General features: G+C 72.8%; 16 protein-coding genes. 7 read left to right on the forward strand and 9 right to left on the reverse strand.

Going from position 1 to position 17,629, the window contains the following annotated elements; translation table 11 throughout:
- Positions 1-49 precede the first annotated feature (49 nt).
- Entirely contained in the window at positions 50-4,735 is a 4,686-nt protein-coding gene (locus ACZ56L_RS00085) for an Lhr family helicase (RefSeq protein WP_471059853.1), read from the reverse strand.
- A 91-nt stretch (positions 4,736-4,826) separates the two neighbouring features.
- On the opposite strand from ACZ56L_RS00085, the gene ACZ56L_RS00090 reads away from it, so the two are divergent.
- From ACZ56L_RS00090 to ACZ56L_RS00100, 3 genes are all read left to right on the forward strand, one after another.
- Positions 4,827-5,702 carry a helix-turn-helix transcriptional regulator gene (locus tag ACZ56L_RS00090; protein WP_471059856.1) on the forward strand — a complete coding sequence of 292 codons (876 nt, stop codon included), beginning with the start codon at positions 4,827-4,829 and terminating at the stop codon, positions 5,700-5,702.
- Positions 5,703-5,913: 211 nt separating this feature from the next.
- Positions 5,914-6,672: an AzlC family ABC transporter permease gene (locus ACZ56L_RS00095; RefSeq protein ID WP_471059858.1), complete on the forward strand. Its 759-nt coding sequence runs from the start codon at positions 5,914-5,916 to the stop codon at positions 6,670-6,672.
- Entirely contained in the window at positions 6,669-6,977 is a 309-nt protein-coding gene (locus ACZ56L_RS00100; protein WP_468683634.1) for an AzlD domain-containing protein, read from the forward strand. The genes ACZ56L_RS00095 and ACZ56L_RS00100 overlap by 4 nt, the downstream gene beginning before the upstream one ends.
- A 16-nt stretch (positions 6,978-6,993) precedes the next feature.
- Here the strand turns inward: ACZ56L_RS00100 and ACZ56L_RS00105 are convergent, their stop codons facing one another.
- The gene (locus ACZ56L_RS00105) at positions 6,994-7,953 is read right to left on the reverse strand and encodes a hypothetical protein (protein WP_471059861.1); all 960 of its coding nucleotides are present in this window, start codon (positions 7,951-7,953) and stop codon (positions 6,994-6,996) included.
- Positions 7,954-8,032: 79 nt separating this feature from the next.
- On the opposite strand from ACZ56L_RS00105, the gene ACZ56L_RS00110 reads away from it, so the two are divergent.
- From ACZ56L_RS00110 to recX, 4 genes are all read left to right on the forward strand, one after another.
- The gene (locus ACZ56L_RS00110) at positions 8,033-8,227 is read left to right on the forward strand and encodes a DUF3046 domain-containing protein (RefSeq protein ID WP_345217326.1); all 195 of its coding nucleotides are present in this window, start codon (positions 8,033-8,035) and stop codon (positions 8,225-8,227) included.
- Between the two features lie 243 nt (positions 8,228-8,470).
- Positions 8,471-9,616 (forward strand): AI-2E family transporter, encoded by a 1,146-nt coding sequence (locus tag ACZ56L_RS00115; RefSeq protein ID WP_471061594.1) that lies wholly within the window; start codon positions 8,471-8,473, stop codon positions 9,614-9,616.
- Between the two features lie 291 nt (positions 9,617-9,907).
- Positions 9,908-11,044: a recombinase RecA gene (gene recA / locus ACZ56L_RS00120; RefSeq protein ID WP_345217327.1), complete on the forward strand. Its 1,137-nt coding sequence runs from the start codon at positions 9,908-9,910 to the stop codon at positions 11,042-11,044.
- Between the two features lie 3 nt (positions 11,045-11,047).
- Positions 11,048-11,821: a recombination regulator RecX gene (gene recX / locus ACZ56L_RS00125; RefSeq protein WP_471059865.1), complete on the forward strand. Its 774-nt coding sequence runs from the start codon at positions 11,048-11,050 to the stop codon at positions 11,819-11,821.
- Between the two features lie 268 nt (positions 11,822-12,089).
- Here recX and ACZ56L_RS00130 read toward each other — a convergent pair whose 3' ends face one another.
- From ACZ56L_RS00130 to ACZ56L_RS00160, 7 genes are all read right to left on the reverse strand, one after another.
- A complete protein-coding gene (locus ACZ56L_RS00130; protein WP_345217329.1) occupies positions 12,090-12,503 on the reverse strand; it encodes a rhodanese-like domain-containing protein in 414 nt (137 codons plus the stop codon).
- Positions 12,500-13,036: a cupin domain-containing protein gene (locus tag ACZ56L_RS00135; protein WP_345217330.1), complete on the reverse strand. Its 537-nt coding sequence runs from the start codon at positions 13,034-13,036 to the stop codon at positions 12,500-12,502. Before ACZ56L_RS00135 ends, ACZ56L_RS00130 begins: the two co-directional genes overlap by 4 nt.
- A gap of 106 nt (positions 13,037-13,142) precedes the next feature.
- A complete protein-coding gene (locus ACZ56L_RS00140; protein ID WP_380836616.1) occupies positions 13,143-13,229 on the reverse strand; it encodes a putative leader peptide in 87 nt (28 codons plus the stop codon).
- Positions 13,230-13,261: 32 nt separating this feature from the next.
- The gene (locus ACZ56L_RS00145; protein WP_471059869.1) at positions 13,262-14,896 is read right to left on the reverse strand and encodes an FAD-dependent monooxygenase; all 1,635 of its coding nucleotides are present in this window, start codon (positions 14,894-14,896) and stop codon (positions 13,262-13,264) included.
- A gap of 225 nt (positions 14,897-15,121) precedes the next feature.
- The gene (locus tag ACZ56L_RS00150; protein WP_471059871.1) at positions 15,122-16,012 is read right to left on the reverse strand and encodes an amino acid ABC transporter permease; all 891 of its coding nucleotides are present in this window, start codon (positions 16,010-16,012) and stop codon (positions 15,122-15,124) included.
- On the reverse strand, positions 16,009-16,683 hold the full coding sequence (locus tag ACZ56L_RS00155; protein WP_345217333.1) for an amino acid ABC transporter permease: 675 nt from the start codon (positions 16,681-16,683) through the stop codon (positions 16,009-16,011). The genes ACZ56L_RS00150 and ACZ56L_RS00155 overlap by 4 nt, the downstream gene beginning before the upstream one ends.
- Before the next feature lie 78 nt (positions 16,684-16,761).
- Entirely contained in the window at positions 16,762-17,592 is an 831-nt protein-coding gene (locus ACZ56L_RS00160; RefSeq protein ID WP_471059875.1) for a glutamate ABC transporter substrate-binding protein, read from the reverse strand.
- Positions 17,593-17,629 lie beyond the last annotated feature (37 nt).

Below are 17,629 nucleotides of genomic sequence, written 5' to 3' on the forward strand. Positions count from 1 at the left end.
GGACACGTCGGGGGCCTTTGTGCGGAGGTGGGCGACCCCCTCGTGGGGGTCAGATGCGGATGCGCAGGCCCTTCGGGGTGGCGTGGAAGCCCGCCGCTTCCAGGGTGCGGCTCAGGGGGGAGGTCAGGGCGGGGCCGTTGTTGATGCGTTCGACGGTGACGGTGCCGAGGGCGCCCGCGCGGGCGGAGGCGGTGAGGGCCTCGGTGGCGGCCCGGACGCGGTCGTCGGGGGTTTCGTCGGGGGCGGGGGCGGCTGCCGCCGGGTCGGCGGCGGAGGGGGCCGGCTGGGCGGGCCAGGCCAGGAGGGTCTTGCCGCCGCGTTCCATGTAGAGGGTGAGTTCGCCGTCGACCAGGACGACCAGGGAGCCCGCCTTGCGGCCCGGCTTGTGGGTGACGCCGGCGGGCGGTTCGGGCCAGGGCAGGGCCGCCCCGTACGCGTTGGCGGGATCGGCGGCGGCCAGGACGACGGCCCGGTTCGGGGCGTCGCCCTCGGTGCGGTCGCGGGCGGTCGCCGCGGCGCGCAGGCGGTCGACCGCGCCGTCCATGGCGAACTGGGCCGCGCCGAGCCCCTCGACCACGTAACCCCGGCGGGCCTGCCCGCTGTCCTCGAACGCGGCGAGGACGCGGTAGACCGCGGAGAAGCCGCCCGCGACGCCCTCGGCGGCCACCGCGCCGCGCGTGACGACGCCGTGCCGGTCCAGGAGGGTACGGGCCAGGGCGTGGGCGCGGTGGGTGGGGTCGGGCTCCGGGGCGGGCAGCCGGGACCAGCGGCCGGAGACCGTGGGCGGTCCCGTACGGGACACGGCGCGGGCGGCGCCGGTGAGGGAGCCGTAACGGCCGCGGGGGACCGAGCGTTTCGCGCGGTGCGCCGTGGCCCCGGCGGTGCGGCCCGAGCCGAGGACGGCGCGCAGCGGGGCGAGCGTGTCGTTGGTGAGGCGGCCCGACCAGGCCAGGTCCCACAGCGCGTCGGCCAACTGCGGGTCGGAGGCGTCGGGGTGGGTGGTGGCGCGGACCTGGTCGGCGATCTGGCGGAAGAAGAGTCCGTAACCGCCGGAGAGGGCGGTCAGGATCGACTCGTGGAGCGCCGAGAGTTCCAGGGGGTGCGGCGCGGGGAGGAGCAGGGGGGCGGCGTCGGCGAGGTAGAGGGAGACCCAGCCGTCCTTGCCCGGGAGTGCGCCCGCGCCCGCCCAGACGACCTCGCCGGTGGTGGTGAGCTCGTCGAGGAGGGCGGGGGTGTAGCCGGAGACGCGGTGCGGCAGGACGAGCTTCTCCAGGGCGGACGCGGGGACCGGTGCGCCCTGCAACTGCTCGACGGCGCGCACCAGCCCGTCGATGCCGCGCAGACCGCCGCTCCCGTAGCCCTGCCATTGGGGGAGGAACGTGGCGAGGGCGGCCGGGTCGACCGGCTCCAGCTCCTGGCGCAGCGCGGCCAGGGAACGCCGGCGCAGGCGGCGCAGGACCGTCGCGTCGCACCACTCCTGGCCGATGCCGGCCGGGTGGAACTCGCCCTGGACGACGCGGCCGCTCGCGGCGAGCCGGTGCAGTGCCCCGTCGGTGACGGCCGCGCCGAGGCCGAAGCGGGCGGCGGCGGTGGCGGAGGTAAACGGGCCGTGGGTGCGCGCGAAGCGGGCGAGGAGGTCGCCCAGGGGGTCCTTGACCGGCTCGGTGAAGGACTCGGGGACGCCCACCGGGAGCGCGGTGCCCAGCGCGTCGCGCAGACGCCCGGCGTCCTCGACGGCGGCCCAGTGGTCCTCTCCCGCGATACGGACCTGGATCGCGCGGCGTGCGTCGGCGAGGTCGCGCGGCCACCGGGCGTCCGCGCCGCGGGCGGTCAGCTCGGCGGTGGTGAGCGGGCCGAGCATCCGCAGCAGGTCGGCGACGCCCTCCACGTCCTTGATCCGGCGGTCCTCGGTGAGCCACTGGAGTTCCTGCTCCAACTGGGTCAGGACGTCGGCGTCGAGCAGTTCGCGCAGCTCCGCCTGGCCGAGGAGCTCGGCGAGCAGACGGGAGTCCAGGGAGAGTGCCGCCGCGCGCCGTTCGGCGAGGGGGGAGTCCCCCTCGTACAGGAACTGGGCGACGTAGCCGAAGAGGAGGGAGCGGGCGAAGGGGGACGGCTCGGTGGTGGTGACCTCGACCAGGCGCACCCGGCGGGCCTCGATGTCGCCCATCAGCTCGGTCAGGCCGGGTACGTCGAAGACGTCCTGGAGGCACTCGCGGACCGCTTCCAGCACGATCGGGAAGGAACCGAACTCGGAAGCCACCTGGAGGAGCTGCGAGGCGCGCTGGCGCTGCTGCCACAGCGGGGTGCGCTTGCCGGGGCTGCGCCGGGGCAGCAGCAGCGCGCGGGCGGCGCACTCGCGGAAGCGGGCGGCGAACAGGGCGGAGCCGCCGACCTGGTCGGTGACGATCTGCGCGACCTCGCCCGCGTCGAAGAGGGTGTCGGCGGCACTGATCGGGGCCTGGCTGTCGTCGTACTCGGCGCCCAGGGGTTTCGCCGGGGCGTCGAGCGGGTCCAGCCCCATGAGGTCGAGGCCCATCAGGTCCGCGTCCGGCAGCCGCAGCACGATGCCGTCGTCGGCGTGCATCACCTGGGCGTCCATGCCGTACTTCTCGGCGAGGCGGGCCCCGAGCGCCAGCGCCCACGGGGCGTGCACCTGGGCGCCGAACGGGGAGTGCACGACCACCCGCCAGTCGCCGAGCTCGTCGCGGAACCGCTCGACGACGATCGTGCGGTCGTCCGGCACGTGCCCCGCGGCGCGGCGCTGCTCGTCGAGGTACGACAGGACGTTGTCGGCCGCCCAGTCGTCCAGGCCCGCCTCCTGGAGGCGGGCGCGGGCCTTGTCGGGCTTCAGGTTGCCGATCTCGCGGAGGAACGCGCCGAGCGCCCGGCCCAGTTCGAGGGGGCGGCCCAGTTGGTCGCCCTTCCAGAACGGGAGCCGGCCGGGGACGCCCGGGGCGGGGGAGACCAGCACGCGGTCGCGGGTGATGTCCTCGATGCGCCAGGACGTCGTGCCGAGGGTGAAGACGTCGCCCGCGCGGGACTCGTACACCATCTCCTCGTCCAGCTCGCCGACCCGGCCGCCGCCCTTCTTCGGGTCGGACCCGGCGAGGAAGACGCCGAACAGTCCGCGGTCGGGAATGGTGCCGCCGGAGGTGACGGCCAGGCGCTGCGCCCCCGGGCGGCCGGTGACCGTGCCCGCGACGCGGTCCCAGACGACGCGCGGGCGCAACTCGGCGAAGGCGTCCGAGGGGTAGCGCCCGGCGAGCATGTCGAGGACGGCGGTGAAGGCCGAATCGGGGAGAGCGGCGAAGGGCGCGGCGCGGCGGGTGAGGGCGAGGAGGTCGTCCACCTGCCAGGAGTCCAGCGCGACCATCGCGACGAGCTGCTGGGCGAGCACGTCGAGGGGGTTGGCCGGGACGCGGAGCGACTCGATGGACCCGGACCGCATGCGCTCGGTGACCACGGCCGCCTGCACGAGGTCGCCGCGGTACTTGGGGAACACCACGCCCGTCGACACCGCGCCCACCTGGTGGCCGGCCCGGCCCACGCGCTGGAGGCCGGAGGCCACGGACGGCGGGGACTCGACCTGGATCACCAGGTCCACCGCGCCCATGTCGATGCCCAGTTCGAGGCTGGAGGTGGCGACCACGGCGGGCAGGCGGCCCGCCTTGAGGTCCTCCTCCACGAGGGCGCGCTGCTCCTTGGAGACCGAGCCGTGGTGCGCGCGGGCCAGGAGCGGCGGGGCTCCCTGGGCGGCCCCGGCCTGCCCCATCAGCTCGGCCGGGGAGCCGCCCTCGGGAAGGGCCTCGCCGGTGGCCCTCTCGTACGCGATCTCGTTCAGCCGGTTGCACAGGCGCTCGGCGAGGCGGCGGGAGTTGACGAAGACGATCGTCGAGCGGTGCGCCTGGACGAGGTCGGCGATCTTCTCCTCCACCTGCGGCCAGATGGAGGGCTTGTCGCCCTGGTCGTCGTCCTTGGCGGGGGAGCCGCCCAGCTCGCCCATGTCCTCGACCGGCACGACCACCGACAGGTCGAAGACCTTGCCCGAGGGCGGCTGGACGATCTCGACCCGGCGCTGCGGGGACAGGAAGCGGGCCACCTCGTCGACCGGCCGGACGGTCGCGGACAGGCCGATCCGGCGGGCCGGCCGGGGCAGCAGCGCGTCCAGCCGCTCCAGGGACAGGGCGAGGTGCGCGCCGCGCTTGGTGCCCGCGACGGCGTGCACCTCGTCCAGGATCACCGTCTCCACGCCCTCCAGGGCGTCGCGCGCGGACGAGGTGAGCATCAGGAACAGCGACTCGGGGGTCGTGATGAGGATGTCCGGCGGCTTGTTCGCGATCGCGCGGCGGTCGGCCGGGGAGGTGTCCCCGGAGCGGATGCCGACCTTGATGTCCGGCTCGGGCAGGCCGAGGCGGACGGACTCCTGGCGGATGCCCGTCAGCGGACTGCGGAGGTTGCGCTCGACGTCGACCGCCAGGGCCTTCAGCGGGGAGATGTACAGCACCCGGCAGCGCTTCTTGGCCTCCGCGGGCGGGGGAGTGGAGGCCAGGGAGTCCAGCGAGGCGAGGAACGCGGCGAGCGTCTTGCCCGAGCCGGTCGGGGCGACGACCAGCACGTCGGAGCCCTCGCCGATGGCCCGCCACGCCCCCTCCTGCGCGGCCGTGGGCGTACGGAAGGCCCCCGTGAACCAGCCCCTGGTCGCGGGGGAGAACGAGTCGAGCGCGGTCCTCACCATGGCCCCATCGTGCACCTTGGCACTGACAATTCCCGGTCCGGACTGTGGACACGCAGGTCAGCGGCGTGGGGCCGGGGCGCAGAATGGCCTGATGGCGAGGGGTTCGACGCCCACCGGGCGCGACGGGGAGTGGGCGCGGCACTGGAGTTACGCCGGGGTGCCGGGCCTCGACCTGCTGCGCGCCCGTTACGTCCGGCACACCTTCCCGCGCCACAGCCACGAGGGGTTCGTGCTCGCCGCCGTGCGGCGCGGCATCGAGGACCTGCGCATGCCGGACGGGACCGTCAGCGTGCTGCCCGGCAGCGTCGTCATGATCAACCCGGAGGTGCCGCACTCCGCGCACGCCGGAGTTCCCGAGGGCTGGTCGTACGGCACCCTCTATCCGTCGCGGGAACTGGTCGCCGACGTCGCCGCCGAGATCACCACGCTGCGCGGCACGGTGGGGTTCGCCGAGACGATCGTCCACGACCCCGACACCGCGCGGCTCGTGCACGAGGTGCATCTCGCCGCCGAGGCGGGCAACGCGCTCGCCGCCGACACCGCCTTCCGCCTCGCCATCGCCCGGATGCTGCGCCGCCACGGCCGCTCCCTGCCCGCCCGGGGCCCGCTCCCGGCGGCCGCCCGCACCGCGGCGCTCGCCCGGGAGATCCTGGCCGACCGGATGACGGACCCGCCGTCCCTGGAGCGTCTGGCCCACGAACTCGGCACCAGCCCCTTCGCGCTGCTGCGCGCCTTCAAGACGGCCTACGGGATGCCCCCGCACACCTGGCTCACCAACGCCCGCGTCCGCCGCGCCCAGCACCTGCTGAACACCGGGACCGCCCCCGCCGACGCCGCCGTCATGGTCGGCTTCACCGACCAGCCGCACCTCAACCGCCACTTCACCCGCATCGTCGGGGTGCCGCCGGGGGCCTACCGGCGCGAGCGCGCAAGAACGTACAAGACCGCGGGCACGGTCCCCTCGTAGCGTCCCGGGCGTGGCAGAACAGACAGCGTCCGCGGCATCCGCGGACAGACGCGCAGCGGACAGGTGCACGACGGCCGACAGACACGCAGCGGACAGGTGCACGACGGCCGACACACGCGCTGTAGACGGGTGCACGACGACGGACACACGCGTAGCAGACACGCGCACGACGGCGGGCATACGCACACCAGTGCGTGCCGTTCCGGACGGCATGTCCAGGCCCGACGCCGCCGTCGTACGGGACGCGCTCGGCGTCGGCGTCGCGGTGGGCCTCTCCGGCTTCGCCTTCGGCGTCACCTCCGCCGGCGCCGGGCTCACCGTCGCGCAGACCTGCGCGCTCAGCCTGCTGGTGTTCACCGGCGCCTCGCAGTTCGCCCTCGTCGGAGCGCTCGCGGCCGGGGGCAATCCGCTCACCGCGGCGGCGGGCGCCTTCTTCCTGGGCGTGCGCAACACCTTCTACGGGCTGCGCCTGTCGCAACTGCTCGCGCTGCCGGGGCCGGTGCGCCCGTTCGCGGCACAGGGGGTGATCGACGAGACGGCCGCGGTGGCGCTGGCCCAGTCGACCCGGCGCGGCGCCCGCATCGGCTTCACCGTCACCGCCGTCACCCTGTACGTACTGTGGAACCTCACCACCCTGCTCGGGGCACTGGGCGCCGAAGCGATCGGCGACACCAAGGCCTGGGGCCTGGACGCGGCAGGTCCCGCGGTCTTCCTGGCGCTGCTCGCCCCCATGCTGCGCTCCACCACGGAGCGCGCCGTCGCCGGTGTCGCGGTCCTGGTGATGCTCGGGCTGCTGCCCGTGCTGCCGGGCGGAGCGCCGGTGCTGGTGGCAGCGCTCGCGGCCCCGCTGGTGCTCTTCGCCAAGGGGCGCACCGGGCGTCGTGACAGCGGCAGCCCCGGCAGCGGCGATGGCGATGGCAACGGCAACGGCAGTCGTCATAGTGGCAGCGGCACGGGAGCGGCACAGTGAGCGTCTGGATCGCGATCATCGCCACGGCGGTGGGCTGCTACCTCGTCAAACTGCTCGGGCTCCTCGTCCCCGCGAACGCCCTGGAACGTCCGCTGGTGCGCGACCTCTCCGCCCTGCTGCCCGTCGCCCTGCTGGCGGCGCTCACCGCGCAGCAGACCTTCGCCACGGGACAGACGCTCGTACTGGACGCACGGGGCGCGGGTCTCGCGGCGGCGGCTGTCGCGCTGGTGCTGCGAGCACCGTTCCTGGTGGTCGTCGGCGCCGCCGTGGCGGTCACCGCGGGGGTGCGCGCGCTGGGCGGCTGAGGGCACGGCGGCCGGCTCAGCCGATCTCCCTGCCGTACGCCCGCAGTGTCAGCAGGGCGTCGATGGTGACCAGGGGGCGCGCCTCCAGCACGTTCCCCGGGGCCCACGACCGCCGGCGCACCGGCCAGCCGCCGTCCTCCTGCTGCTCGGCGGCCAGGAAGTCCAGGGCGCGCGCCATCTCCCCGTCCGTGAACCAGCCGCGCGCCAGCGACTCGGGCACGCGCGCGTAGTCGTGGGCGAAGTGGTGCTCACCCGGGGCGTACCCGGGTGCCACCGGGATCTCGTCCCGTTGCGCGGGATCGAGCAGGACCAGCCCCCGCGCCCGCGTGAGACGCCCCAGCCGGTCCGCCGCCGCCCGGGCCCGGGAGCGGTCCGGCACGCCGTCCAGGAAGGCGACGGCGGCCTGGATCTCGTACGGATGCGACTCCTCCAGCGTCTCGACGGCCGCCCAGCAGAAGTCCGTGGCGCGAAACAGCCAGGCGTGCCAGACCTTGTTGCGGTGCAGCGTGCCCACCACCGGGCCCGTCGCCAGCAGTTCGCCGGGCGGATCGTCCACGACGGGCACGAAGGGTGCGGCGGGGTACCCCCGCTGCGAGGGGTGCACCGCGGGCAGTGCGCCCTCCTTGGTGGAGACCCCGGTCAGATAGCGGCAGACGCGCTCCACGCGCGTGCCGCCGCACCTGCCGATGGACTCCAGCACCCGCAGGGCGTGGGCGGTGTGCGGGGGCTGGCTCACCGGCCCCCGCAGATCGGGCTCCAGGGCGTGCCCGAATCCGCCGTCCTCGCCGAGGTACGCGTGGAGCGCGGCCTCGACGGGATCGGCGCCGCCGCCGAGGAAGTGGTACGCGAACCGGCGCTGCTCCAGGACCCGGGCCGTCAGCCAGACGAAGTGCGCGGCGCGGCCGAGCGGGGACGCCGCGCCGGGAGAGGCCGCGCGCGGGGCGGCCCCGGGGGGTGATGCTCCATTTCCAGCCATGTGCCGACGGTGCGGGTGCGCGGCGCTCCCCGCAAGGGTGCGGACCGGGCTGCACTCTCAGGGGCGCGATACTGGTGTCATGCGGTTGACGATTTTCTGGGAGCGCATGGCGGCGCACTTCGGCGAGGCCTATGCGGACTCCTTCGCGCGCGACCACGTGATGTCCGAGCTCGGCGGTCGTACGGTGCACGAGGCGCTGGACGCGGGCTGGGACGCGAAGAGCGTGTGGCAGGTCGTGTGCCGGGCGATGGACGTTCCGTACGACAGGCGCTGACCGTTTCCCTGTCCCTCTCCAGGAAAGGCACGGATCTGCCCCTGGGGAGGCGCCGGGGACGGACGCGCCCCGTGCGGCGGCAGGGGCGTGTGGTCGACGCACTCATGGGTGACACTTGGCCCCGTGCCACCGACTGATGAGACCGCCCAGGACCAGGCGAAAGCCCAGCACGACGACGGGCCGGCCGCCCCGCCGGGCACCGCGCCGCCCACGCCGCCCGTGGCTCCCGCGGGGCCGGCCCGCATGCCCCGCTGGCTGCCGCGCGCGATGGTGCTCGCACTGGCCCTGTTCGCCTGTTACCAACTGGGTGAGTGGGCGTTCCACCAACTGATCACCCTGCTGCTGAACATCGTGATCGCCTTCTTCCTGGCGCTCGCGGTGGAGCCCGCCGTGAGCCGGATGGCCGCGCGCGGGATGCGCCGGGGCCTCGCCACCTTCCTGGTGTTCTTCGGCGTGATGCTGGCGGGCATCGGCTTCGTGGTGATGCTCGGGTCGATGCTGGCGGGTCAGATCCTGACCATGGTCGACGAGTTCCCCAAGTACCTGGACTCGGTGATCAGCTGGGTCAACCACACCTTCAACACCGAACTCTCCAGGGTGGAGGTGCAGGACAGCCTGCTGCGCTCCGACTGGCTGCAGAAGTACGTGCAGAATAGCGCGAGCGGCGTCCTGGACGTCTCGACGACCGTGCTGGGCGGCCTGTTCAAGCTCCTGACGATCTTCCTGTTCTCGTTCTACTTCGCGGCCGACGGCCCCCGGCTGCGCCGCGCGCTGTGCTCGGTGCTGCCGCCGGCCCGGCAGGCGGAGGTGCTGCGCGCCTGGGAGATCGCCGTCGACAAGACCGGCGGCTACCTCTACTCGCGCGGCCTGATGGCACTCGTCTCCGGCATCGCGCACTACGTCCTGCTGGTGGTCCTGGACGTGCCGTACGCACCGGCGCTGGCCGTGTGGGTGGGCCTGATCTCCCAGTTCATCCCCACCCTCGGCACCTACCTCGCGGGTGCCCTGCCGATGCTGATCGCGTTCACGGTGGACCCCTGGTACGCGCTGTGGGTGCTCTGCTTCGTCGTGGTCTACCAGCAGTTCGAGAACTACATCCTCCAGCCGAAGCTGACCGAGAAGACGGTCGACATCCACCCCGCCGTAGCCTTCGGCTCGGTCGTCGCGGGGACGGCGCTGATGGGCGCCGTCGGCGCGCTCATCGCGATCCCGGCCGTCGCCACGCTCCAGGCGTTCCTCGGGGCGTACGTCAAGCGCTACGACGTGACCGACGACCCCCGGGTGCACGGCCACCGGGACCGCCGGGCGTCCGTCCTGGCGCGGCTGCGCGCCGCGCTGCGGCACGACCGGAACCGGACGCCGCCGCCCGGGGCGGGGGACGACGCCTGAGCGGCACGGCTTTCCGGCCCGGTCCTTTCGTGGTGCCGTCGGCGGTGTCGGGCCGTCTTGAGGTGCCGTTCCGTTCGGCGTGCGCAGTCGGCCCGAGCCGCCCGGCGGGTGCCGCGTGGCTCGCTTGACACAAAAATCGAACATCCATTCTTATTGGTGTTGCGGCCTTGTGACCTCGGGGTTCCCGACCGGGTTGTCCACAGGTCAGAGCGACGCCGAGGCCGATTGTCAGTGGCAGGCGTTAGCGTCATTGACGTGAAGCGATCGACTCAAGCAAATCGGGTGGAACCCATGGCAGCAGGCACCGACCGCGAGAAGGCGCTGGACGCCGCTCTCGCGCAGATTGAACGACAATTCGGCAAGGGTGCCGTGATGCGGCTCGGCGACCGGCCGAACGACCCCATCGAGATCATCCCCACCGGGTCGACCGCCCTGGACATTGCACTCGGCGTCGGCGGGCTCCCCCGCGGCCGTGTGGTGGAGGTCTACGGCCCGGAGTCCTCCGGAAAGACGACGCTGACGCTGCACGCCGTGGCGAACGCGCAGAAGGCCGGCGGCACCGTCGCCTTCGTGGACGCCGAGCACGCGCTCGACCCGGAGTACGCCAAGGCGCTGGGCGTCGACACGGACAACCTGATCCTCTCCCAGCCGGACACCGGCGAGCAGGCGCTGGAGATCGTGGACATGCTGGTCCGCTCCGGCGCGCTCGACCTGATCGTCATCGACTCCGTGGCGGCGCTCGTGCCGCGTGCGGAGATCGAGGGCGAGATGGGCGACTCGCACGTCGGCCTCCAGGCCCGGCTGATGAGCCAGGCGCTCCGCAAGATCACCAGCGCGCTCAACCAGTCCAAGACCACCGCGATCTTCATCAACCAGCTCCGCGAGAAGATCGGTGTGATGTTCGGCTCGCCGGAGACCACGACCGGTGGCCGCGCGCTCAAGTTCTACGCCTCGGTGCGCCTCGACATCCGTCGCATCGAGACCCTCAAGGACGGCACGGACGCGGTCGGCAACCGCACCCGCGTCAAGGTCGTCAAGAACAAGGTCGCGCCGCCCTTCAAGCAGGCCGAGTTCGACATCCTCTACGGGCAGGGCATCAGCCGCGAGGGCGGCCTGATCGACATGGGCGTCGAGCACGGCTTCGTCCGCAAGGCGGGCGCCTGGTACACGTACGAAGGCGACCAGCTCGGCCAGGGCAAGGAGAACGCCCGCAACTTCCTGAAGGACAACCCCGACCTCGCCGACGAGATCGAGAAGAAGATCAAGGAGAAGCTGGGCGTCGGCGTCAAGCCCAAGACGGACGCCCCCGAGGGCGAGCCCGGCGCGGACGCGGCGGGTGCGGGTGCGGCTGCGGCAGCCGACGCGAAGTCCGTACCGGCTCCGGCGGTCAAGGCCAAGACGGCCAAGGCCGCGGCGGCCAAGAGCTAGCCCGTGACCCGCAGGACGGACTGGTCGGGCAGCACCGGGGAGCCCGGCGGGCACGACACCCCCGCCGGGTACGGCGGCACCCCCGCGCACGACGGAGGCCCGGGGGAGGCCGACGGTTCTCCCCGGCTTCCCTGGTCCTCCCGGGAAGCCGGGGGGACCGGAGGGCCCAAGGGGTTCGGGGAGTCCGGGAGGGGCCGCAGGGACGCCCGGGGTTCCCGTTCCTCGCGGGGCTCCGGTGCCGCAGGGGAGGGCCGGGAAGCCGCATCGAAGCCCCCGCAGGACCCGGCGGAGCAGGCGCGGAACATCTGCCTGCGTCTGCTCACCGGCACCCCGCGCACCCGCAAGCAACTGGCGGACGCCCTGCACAAACGGGAGATCCCCCAGGAGGTCAGCGACGAGGTGCTGTCCCGCTTCGAGGAAGTGGGCCTGATCGACGACGCGGCGTTCGCGGGCGCCTGGGTCGAGTCCCGCCACCACGGCAAGGGCCTGGCCCGCCGGGCGCTCGCCCGCGAGCTGCGCACCAAGGGCGTCGACCCGGCGCTGATCGACGAGGCCGTCGGGCAGCTCGACTCCGACCAGGAGGAGGCGACCGCCCGCGAGCTCGTCGCCCGCAAGCTGCGTTCCACCCGCGGGCTGGAGCGCGACAAGCGGCTGCGCCGGCTGGCGGGGATGCTGGCCCGCAAGGGCTATCCGGAAGGCCTGGCCATCCGGGTGGTCAGGCGGGCGCTGGAGGAGGAGGGCGAGGACACGGACGGTCTCGACTACGAGCCGTTCTGACTCCTGTGCTCCTGGGCGTCCGCGTGCTCGCGTGCCCGCCCGCCCCTGCGCACCTGGCGTCCCCATGGCCCGGGTGCCCCCGCGCTCCGGCGCACCTGTGCCTCCCGCGACGCCCTCCGTGCCCCGGCGCCCTGTGCCCCTCGCGAGACCTCCCGTGTCCCAGCGCCCCCGTACACCCATGGGCGTCCCGCCTCCCAGACATCGGGCTCCGCCGCCGGACCCCCTGAGCTCCAGGGGGTCCGCGGGACGGGCGCGGCCGCTCTCGGCGTCAGCCCTTCCCGGGCAGCACCGGCAGGCCTGCCGCGCGCCAGGCCTGGAAGCCGCCGTCCAGGTCCGTCGCCCGGTGCAGGCCGAGCTGGTGCAGCGAAGCCGCGGCGAGGCTGGACGCGTACCCCTCGTTGCAGATCACCACGACGCGCAGGTCGTGCCCGGTGGCCTCCGCCGCCCGGTGACTGCCCCGAGGATCGAGCCGCCACTCCAGTTCGTTGCGCTCCACCACCAGCGCGCCCGGAATCAGCCCGTCCCGCTCGCGCAGGGCCGCGTACCGGATGTCCACCAGCAGCGCCCCGGCCTCCGCAGCCGCGTACGCCTCCCCGGGGCCGACCCGGTCGAACCCGGCCCGTACCCGCTCCAGCAGGGCGTCGATCCCCACCGGACCCTGCGGCTCTTCGACGTGCGTCACTGCCACTCCTCCGGAATCTCCACCTGCTCCAGGCGCAGCACCGCGCCCGTGCGGCTGTAGCGCCGCATCAGCGGCAGCGGCGGGTAGTACGCGTGCACCGAGACGGCGTGCGCGTCGGCGGACTCGTTGAGCACCTGGTGCACATGGTGTTCCCCGAAGGCGCGCCCCTGACCCGGCCGCAACTGCCGCTGCCGGTCGACGCCTTCGGCCAGTTCCAGGGTCTTCCACCCCTCGGTGGGCAGCCGCACGGCCAGTGACTGTTCGGTCAGGCCGCCCGACGCCGTGGCGAACGCGCCGCGCGAGCCGCCGTGGTCGTGCCAGCCGGTGCCGGTGCCCGGCGGCCAGCCGATCAGCCAGGCCTCGCTGCCGCCCGGCCCGTCGAGGCGCGCCCAGGTGCGTCCTTCGGGGTCGAGCGGCAGGGACGCCACCAGCTCGGCGTCGGAGGCGACGCCCCGTGCGAAGTCGAGGAGCTGGGCGGAGGAGGGCCCGGCCGACACGGCGGCAGGGGAGTGCGGGGATGCGGAAAACGTCATGGAGAGACCGTCCTGGGGGAGTTCGCGAGGACGCACGGGCGTCTCACCGGCCGGACCCGTGGGTCGACGGCCGGGAGAGGGCGCACCGCGCGTGAGGAGGGGCGAATCAGCAGGACGGGCGACAGACACAGCCCGCGTAACGGACCAGGTCCATATGGACCCTCCGCCACAGGCTCACATCGGTGTCGCTCATGATCGGGAGTACACCATGCGAGCCCGGGCCGGTCAATTGACGTCCGCGGTCCGATCGGTGTGCACGGGGGCGTCCGGAGCCTCGTCGAGCGCCTCCGGTTCCCGGCGAGCGCCGCCGCGCGCCGCGTCCGCCGCCGCGTACAGCTCCGCCGGATGCACCCCGTCGAAGGCGGCCACCAAATGCCCGTCCGGGCGTACGAGAAGGACGGTGTGCGCCGTCGCTCCCGGGTAGCCCTCGGCGACGAGCAGCTCCGCCGGCACCGGCAGCGCGGTCACCGCGGTCGCCAGCCGAGGCATCACCCCGGCCTGCATCCAGTGCCGGCGGTCCCACACCCCGGTGCCGGGCGCCACGAGCACCACCAGCAGATGCCCCTGGCCGAGCCGCTCCCACAGGCGCACGGCCGTGCCGTCGGGAGCGGTCACCGTGACGTCCACCACCGGAGCACCGACAGGGGTGTCCACGTCGGCCCTCGCCTCCGGGGACGGCGGCGGGGGAGCGAGGGGGGAGTGCGGGTACGCCGGGAGGGCGCCCAGCGCGCCGTTGCCGAGGTGGCCGTCGGCGAGCAGGTTGTCGTGGCTCCTGCCCGCCCCCGGCAGGACCGCGCGCAGCCCGCCGCCCCGCAGTATCGGCAGCACCTGGTCGGCGGCGCGCAGCCGGGCGGCGACACACGTGCGGCGCTCGGCCTCGTAACTGTCCAGGAGTTCCTCGGAGGCCTCGTGGTGGAAGGCGTGCGTCAGCTTCCACGCCAGGTTCTCGACGTCCCGCAGGCCCTCGTCGACGCCCTGCGTGCCGAGCGCGCCCAGCAGGTGCGCCGCGTCGCCCGCCAGGAACGACCGTCCCTCGCGCCAGCGCTGGGCGAGCCGGTGGTGCAGGGTGTAGACGCCGGTGTCGATCAGCTCGTACGGAGGGGTCGTGCCGCACCACCCGGCGAGGGTGTCGCGGATCCGGGCCACCAGGGCGTCCGGCGTCACCAGGTCACCGCGCGGCGGCAGCAGCCAGTCCAGCCGCCACACGTCGTCCGGCAGCGGACGCGCCGTCACCTCGGGGCCGCCGCCGCGCCACGGCGGCTGACGGTGCAGCAGGGCGGTCTCCGGCCAGGGGAGTTCGACGCGCAGGGCGGCGACGGCGTGCCGCTCGACGGCGGTGCGGCCGGCGAAGCGGATGCCGAGCAGCTTGCGGACGGTGGAGCGGGCGCCGTCGCAGCCGACGAGGTAACTGCCGCGCCAGTACAGGTAACCCGGCTCGCGGGTGTGCACGGTGACGCCCTTGGCGTCCTGCTCGACGGTGTCCACGCGCGCGCGGATCGCCAGCTCGACCAGGGGGTGCGCCTCGGCGGCGGCGTACAGGCCGCGGGTGAGGACGTGTTGCGGAAGGTGCAGGGGGGCCGGGAACTCCTCCTGGTCACCGAGCGTTAGTTCCCGTACGAGCTGCTTGCGCCGCATCGACCGCCACCCGGCCCAGACGGCCCCCTCGGCCGGGGCGTCGGCGCAGCCGAGCCGCTCGACGAGGGCGGCTGTGTCGGGGCGCAGGACGACGGTCCGGGCGGTGCGTTCCTCCTGCGCGCCGTCGCCCTCGTCCAGGACGACGGAGGGGACTTGCTGTGCGGCGAGGGACAGGGCGAGCGCGAGCCCGACCGGTCCGGCGCCGACGACGATCACCGGGTCCACGGGGCGACGCCTCCGCTCCGTACGGTCCAGCGGGACGCTGCGCGAGAGGCAGTGGGAAGACGGTGCTCGATCACAGAACGTATGCAACCCACTGCAGGTGCTTGCGTCAAGTGACGGAGGCGAGTCCTTCGGGAGTGGGGCGTTCCGTTGGTGAATTGTCCTCGGGAATGAGCGAGGGGCCGGCCTCCGGGGAGAGGCCGGCCCCTGGCTGGGACGGTGTCGGGATCAGAGCGCGCCGCCGGCGCCACCGCCGCCGCCCGCTTCGATCACATTCAGGTCGACCGCTGCCCCGCCGCTCTTCTTGGTGCGGCGCAGGCGGCGTTCCAGCCATCCCGCGAAGGAGGTGAGGGCGAAGTTCAGCGCGATGAACAGGAGGGCGACCACGGTGAGCGCGGCGATGGTGTTGGCGCCGTAGTTCGCCGTGATCGTACGCACCTGGAAGAGGAGTTCGCCGAACCCGAGTACCGCGCCGCCCAGCGCGGTGTCCTTCACGATGACCACGAGCTGGCTGACCAGCGCGGGCAGCATCGCGGTGACCGCCTGCGGCACCAGCACGAAGACCATCATCTGGCCCTTGCGCATACCGATCGCCTTCGCCGCGTCCGTCTGGCCGGCGGGCAGCGACTGGATGCCCGACCGGACGATCTCGGCGATGACCGAGGCGTTGTAGAGCACCAGGCCCGTCACCACGGACCACAGGGGGCGGACCTCGGAGTCCATGCTGGTGAAGGTGATGAACAGGGCGCTGGCGAACACCATCATGATCAGGACCGGGATGGCCCGGAAGAACTCGACCACGATGCCCACGGGGACCCGGACCCAGGCGTGGTCCGAGAGGCGGCCGATGCCCAGCAGCGCGCCGAGGGGCAGCGCGATCACCAGCGACAGCGCCGCGGCCTTGAGGGTTTCCACCAGGCCGGGCAGCAGGAAGGTGGTCCACACCTTGCCGTCCGTGACGAACGGGCTCCACTTCTCCGCGTCCAGTTGCTTCTTCGCCGCCATGGCGTCCAGCAGCCACCACGCCGCGAGGGCGAAGACGACGACGAAGACGATCGTGTAGACGATGTTGCGCCGCTTGGCGTTGGGGCCGGGTACGTCGTACAGAACGGAAGTCATCGTTTCACCGCCACTCGCTTGGACACCCAGCCGAGCAGCAGACCCGTGGGCAGGGTGAGGACGATGAATCCGAGGGCGATCACGCCGAAGACGGCGAAGAGCGCGTCAGTCTCGTTCTCGACCATGTTCTTCATCAGGAAGGACGCTTCGGCCACACCGATCGCCGAGGCCACCGTCGTGTTCTTCGTCAAGGCGATCAGCACGTTGGCCAGCGGAGCCACGACCGACCGGAACGCCTGCGGAAGGATGATCAGGGTCAGCACCTGGGTGAAACCGAGGCCCAGCGCGCGGGCCGCCTCGGCCTGGCCGACCGGGACGGTGTTGATGCCCGAGCGCAGTGCCTCACAGACGAAGGTCCCGGTGTACGCGACCATCGCGAGGACCGCCAGCCGGAAGCCGATGTCCTCGAAGCGTTCCGCCCCGAGCTGGAAGTTGAGCGTCTGGCTCAGGCCGAGGAGCGCGCCCACCATGATGATCGTCAGTGGCGTGTTGCGGACCAGGTTCACGTACGCGGTGCCGAAGCCCCGCATGAGAGGCACGGGGCTGACCCGCATCCCGGCCAGCAGGGTTCCCCAGACGAGGGAGCCGACGGCCGAGTAGAGGGTGAGCTGAACCGTCACCCAGAAGGCACCGAGCAGGTCGTACTGCCCGGAACTAAGAAAATCGAACACGATGCCCCGCGATCTCTCCTTGTTGGATCGTGGCGCGCGCCGCCGGCCGGAGCCGGCGGCGCGTCAGTCACTGCTGGCTCAGCCCTTTTCGGTGATGGCCGGGGCGGGGTCGGCCTTGTAGTTGGCCGGGCCGAGGTTGGCCTCCACGGCCTTCTGCCACGAGCCGTCCTTCTGCATCTTCTCCAGCGCGGCGTTGATCTTGCTCTGAAGGTCCTTGTCGCCCTTCTTGAGACCGATGCCATAGGGCTCGTCGCTCAGCTTGAGGCCGACGAGCTTGAACTTGCCCTGGTTCTCCTTCTGCGCGGCGTAACCCGCCAGGATGGTGCCGTCGGTCGTCAGGGCGTCGACGGCCTTGTTCTCCAGGCCGTTGAGGCACTCCGAGTAACCGCCGAGCGTCTGGAGGTTGGCCTTGGGGGCCAGCTTCTCCTTGACGTTCTGCGCGGAGGTGGAGCCGGTGACCGAGCAGAGCTTCTTGGAGTTGAGGTCCTCGACCTTGGTGATCGTGTTGTCGTCCGCGCGGACCAGCAGGTCCTGGTGGGCCATGAAGTACGGGCCCGCGAAGTCGACCTTCGCCTTGCGCTTGTCGTTGATCGTGTACGTACCGGCGACGAACTTCACGTCACCGTTGCTGATCAGGTTCTCGCGCTCGGCGCTGGGCGCCTGCTTGAACTCGATCTTGTCCTCGGTGTAGCCGAGCTCCTTGGCGACGTAACGGGCCACGTCCACGTCGAAGCCCGTGAACTTGCCGTCCTGCGTCTTCAGACCCATGCCGGGCTGGTCGTACTTGATACCGATGACGATCTTGTCGCCGTCCTTGCCCTTGCCGCCCTTCTCGCCGCCACAGGCCGAGAGGACGAGCGAGAGCGAGGCGACCGCCACGACGGCGGTGCTGACCTTGCGGAGCTTCATCGTGAACATCCCTTACGTCGTTGGAGCGTTGGTCGTC

This window comes from Streptomyces sp. NPDC039736 (assembly GCF_055596485.1).

What these genes read in the sequence shown, in the direction of transcription:
- ACZ56L_RS00085 (WP_471059853.1), bottom strand. Translation starts at nt 4,735, where the DNA reads ATGGTGAGGACCGCGCTCGACTCGTTCTCCCCCGCGACCAGGGGCTGG.
- ACZ56L_RS00110 (WP_345217326.1), top strand. Translation starts at nt 8,033, where the DNA reads ATGCGGTTGACGATTTTCTGGGAGCGCATGGCGGCGCACTTCGGCGAG.
- ACZ56L_RS00140 (WP_380836616.1), bottom strand. Translation starts at nt 13,229, where the DNA reads ATGAGCGACACCGATGTGAGCCTGTGGCGGAGGGTCCATATGGACCTG.
- ACZ56L_RS00095 (WP_471059858.1), top strand. Translation starts at nt 5,914, where the DNA reads ATGTCCAGGCCCGACGCCGCCGTCGTACGGGACGCGCTCGGCGTCGGC.
- ACZ56L_RS00160 (WP_471059875.1), bottom strand. Translation starts at nt 17,592, where the DNA reads ATGAAGCTCCGCAAGGTCAGCACCGCCGTCGTGGCGGTCGCCTCGCTC.
- recA (WP_345217327.1), top strand. Translation starts at nt 9,908, where the DNA reads ATGGCAGCAGGCACCGACCGCGAGAAGGCGCTGGACGCCGCTCTCGCG.
- ACZ56L_RS00150 (WP_471059871.1), bottom strand. Translation starts at nt 16,012, where the DNA reads ATGACTTCCGTTCTGTACGACGTACCCGGCCCCAACGCCAAGCGGCGC.
- ACZ56L_RS00090 (WP_471059856.1), top strand. Translation starts at nt 4,827, where the DNA reads ATGGCGAGGGGTTCGACGCCCACCGGGCGCGACGGGGAGTGGGCGCGG.
- ACZ56L_RS00105 (WP_471059861.1), bottom strand. Translation starts at nt 7,953, where the DNA reads ATGGCTGGAAATGGAGCATCACCCCCCGGGGCCGCCCCGCGCGCGGCC.
- ACZ56L_RS00115 (WP_471061594.1), top strand. Translation starts at nt 8,471, where the DNA reads ATGCCCCGCTGGCTGCCGCGCGCGATGGTGCTCGCACTGGCCCTGTTC.
- ACZ56L_RS00135 (WP_345217330.1), bottom strand. Translation starts at nt 13,036, where the DNA reads ATGACGTTTTCCGCATCCCCGCACTCCCCTGCCGCCGTGTCGGCCGGG.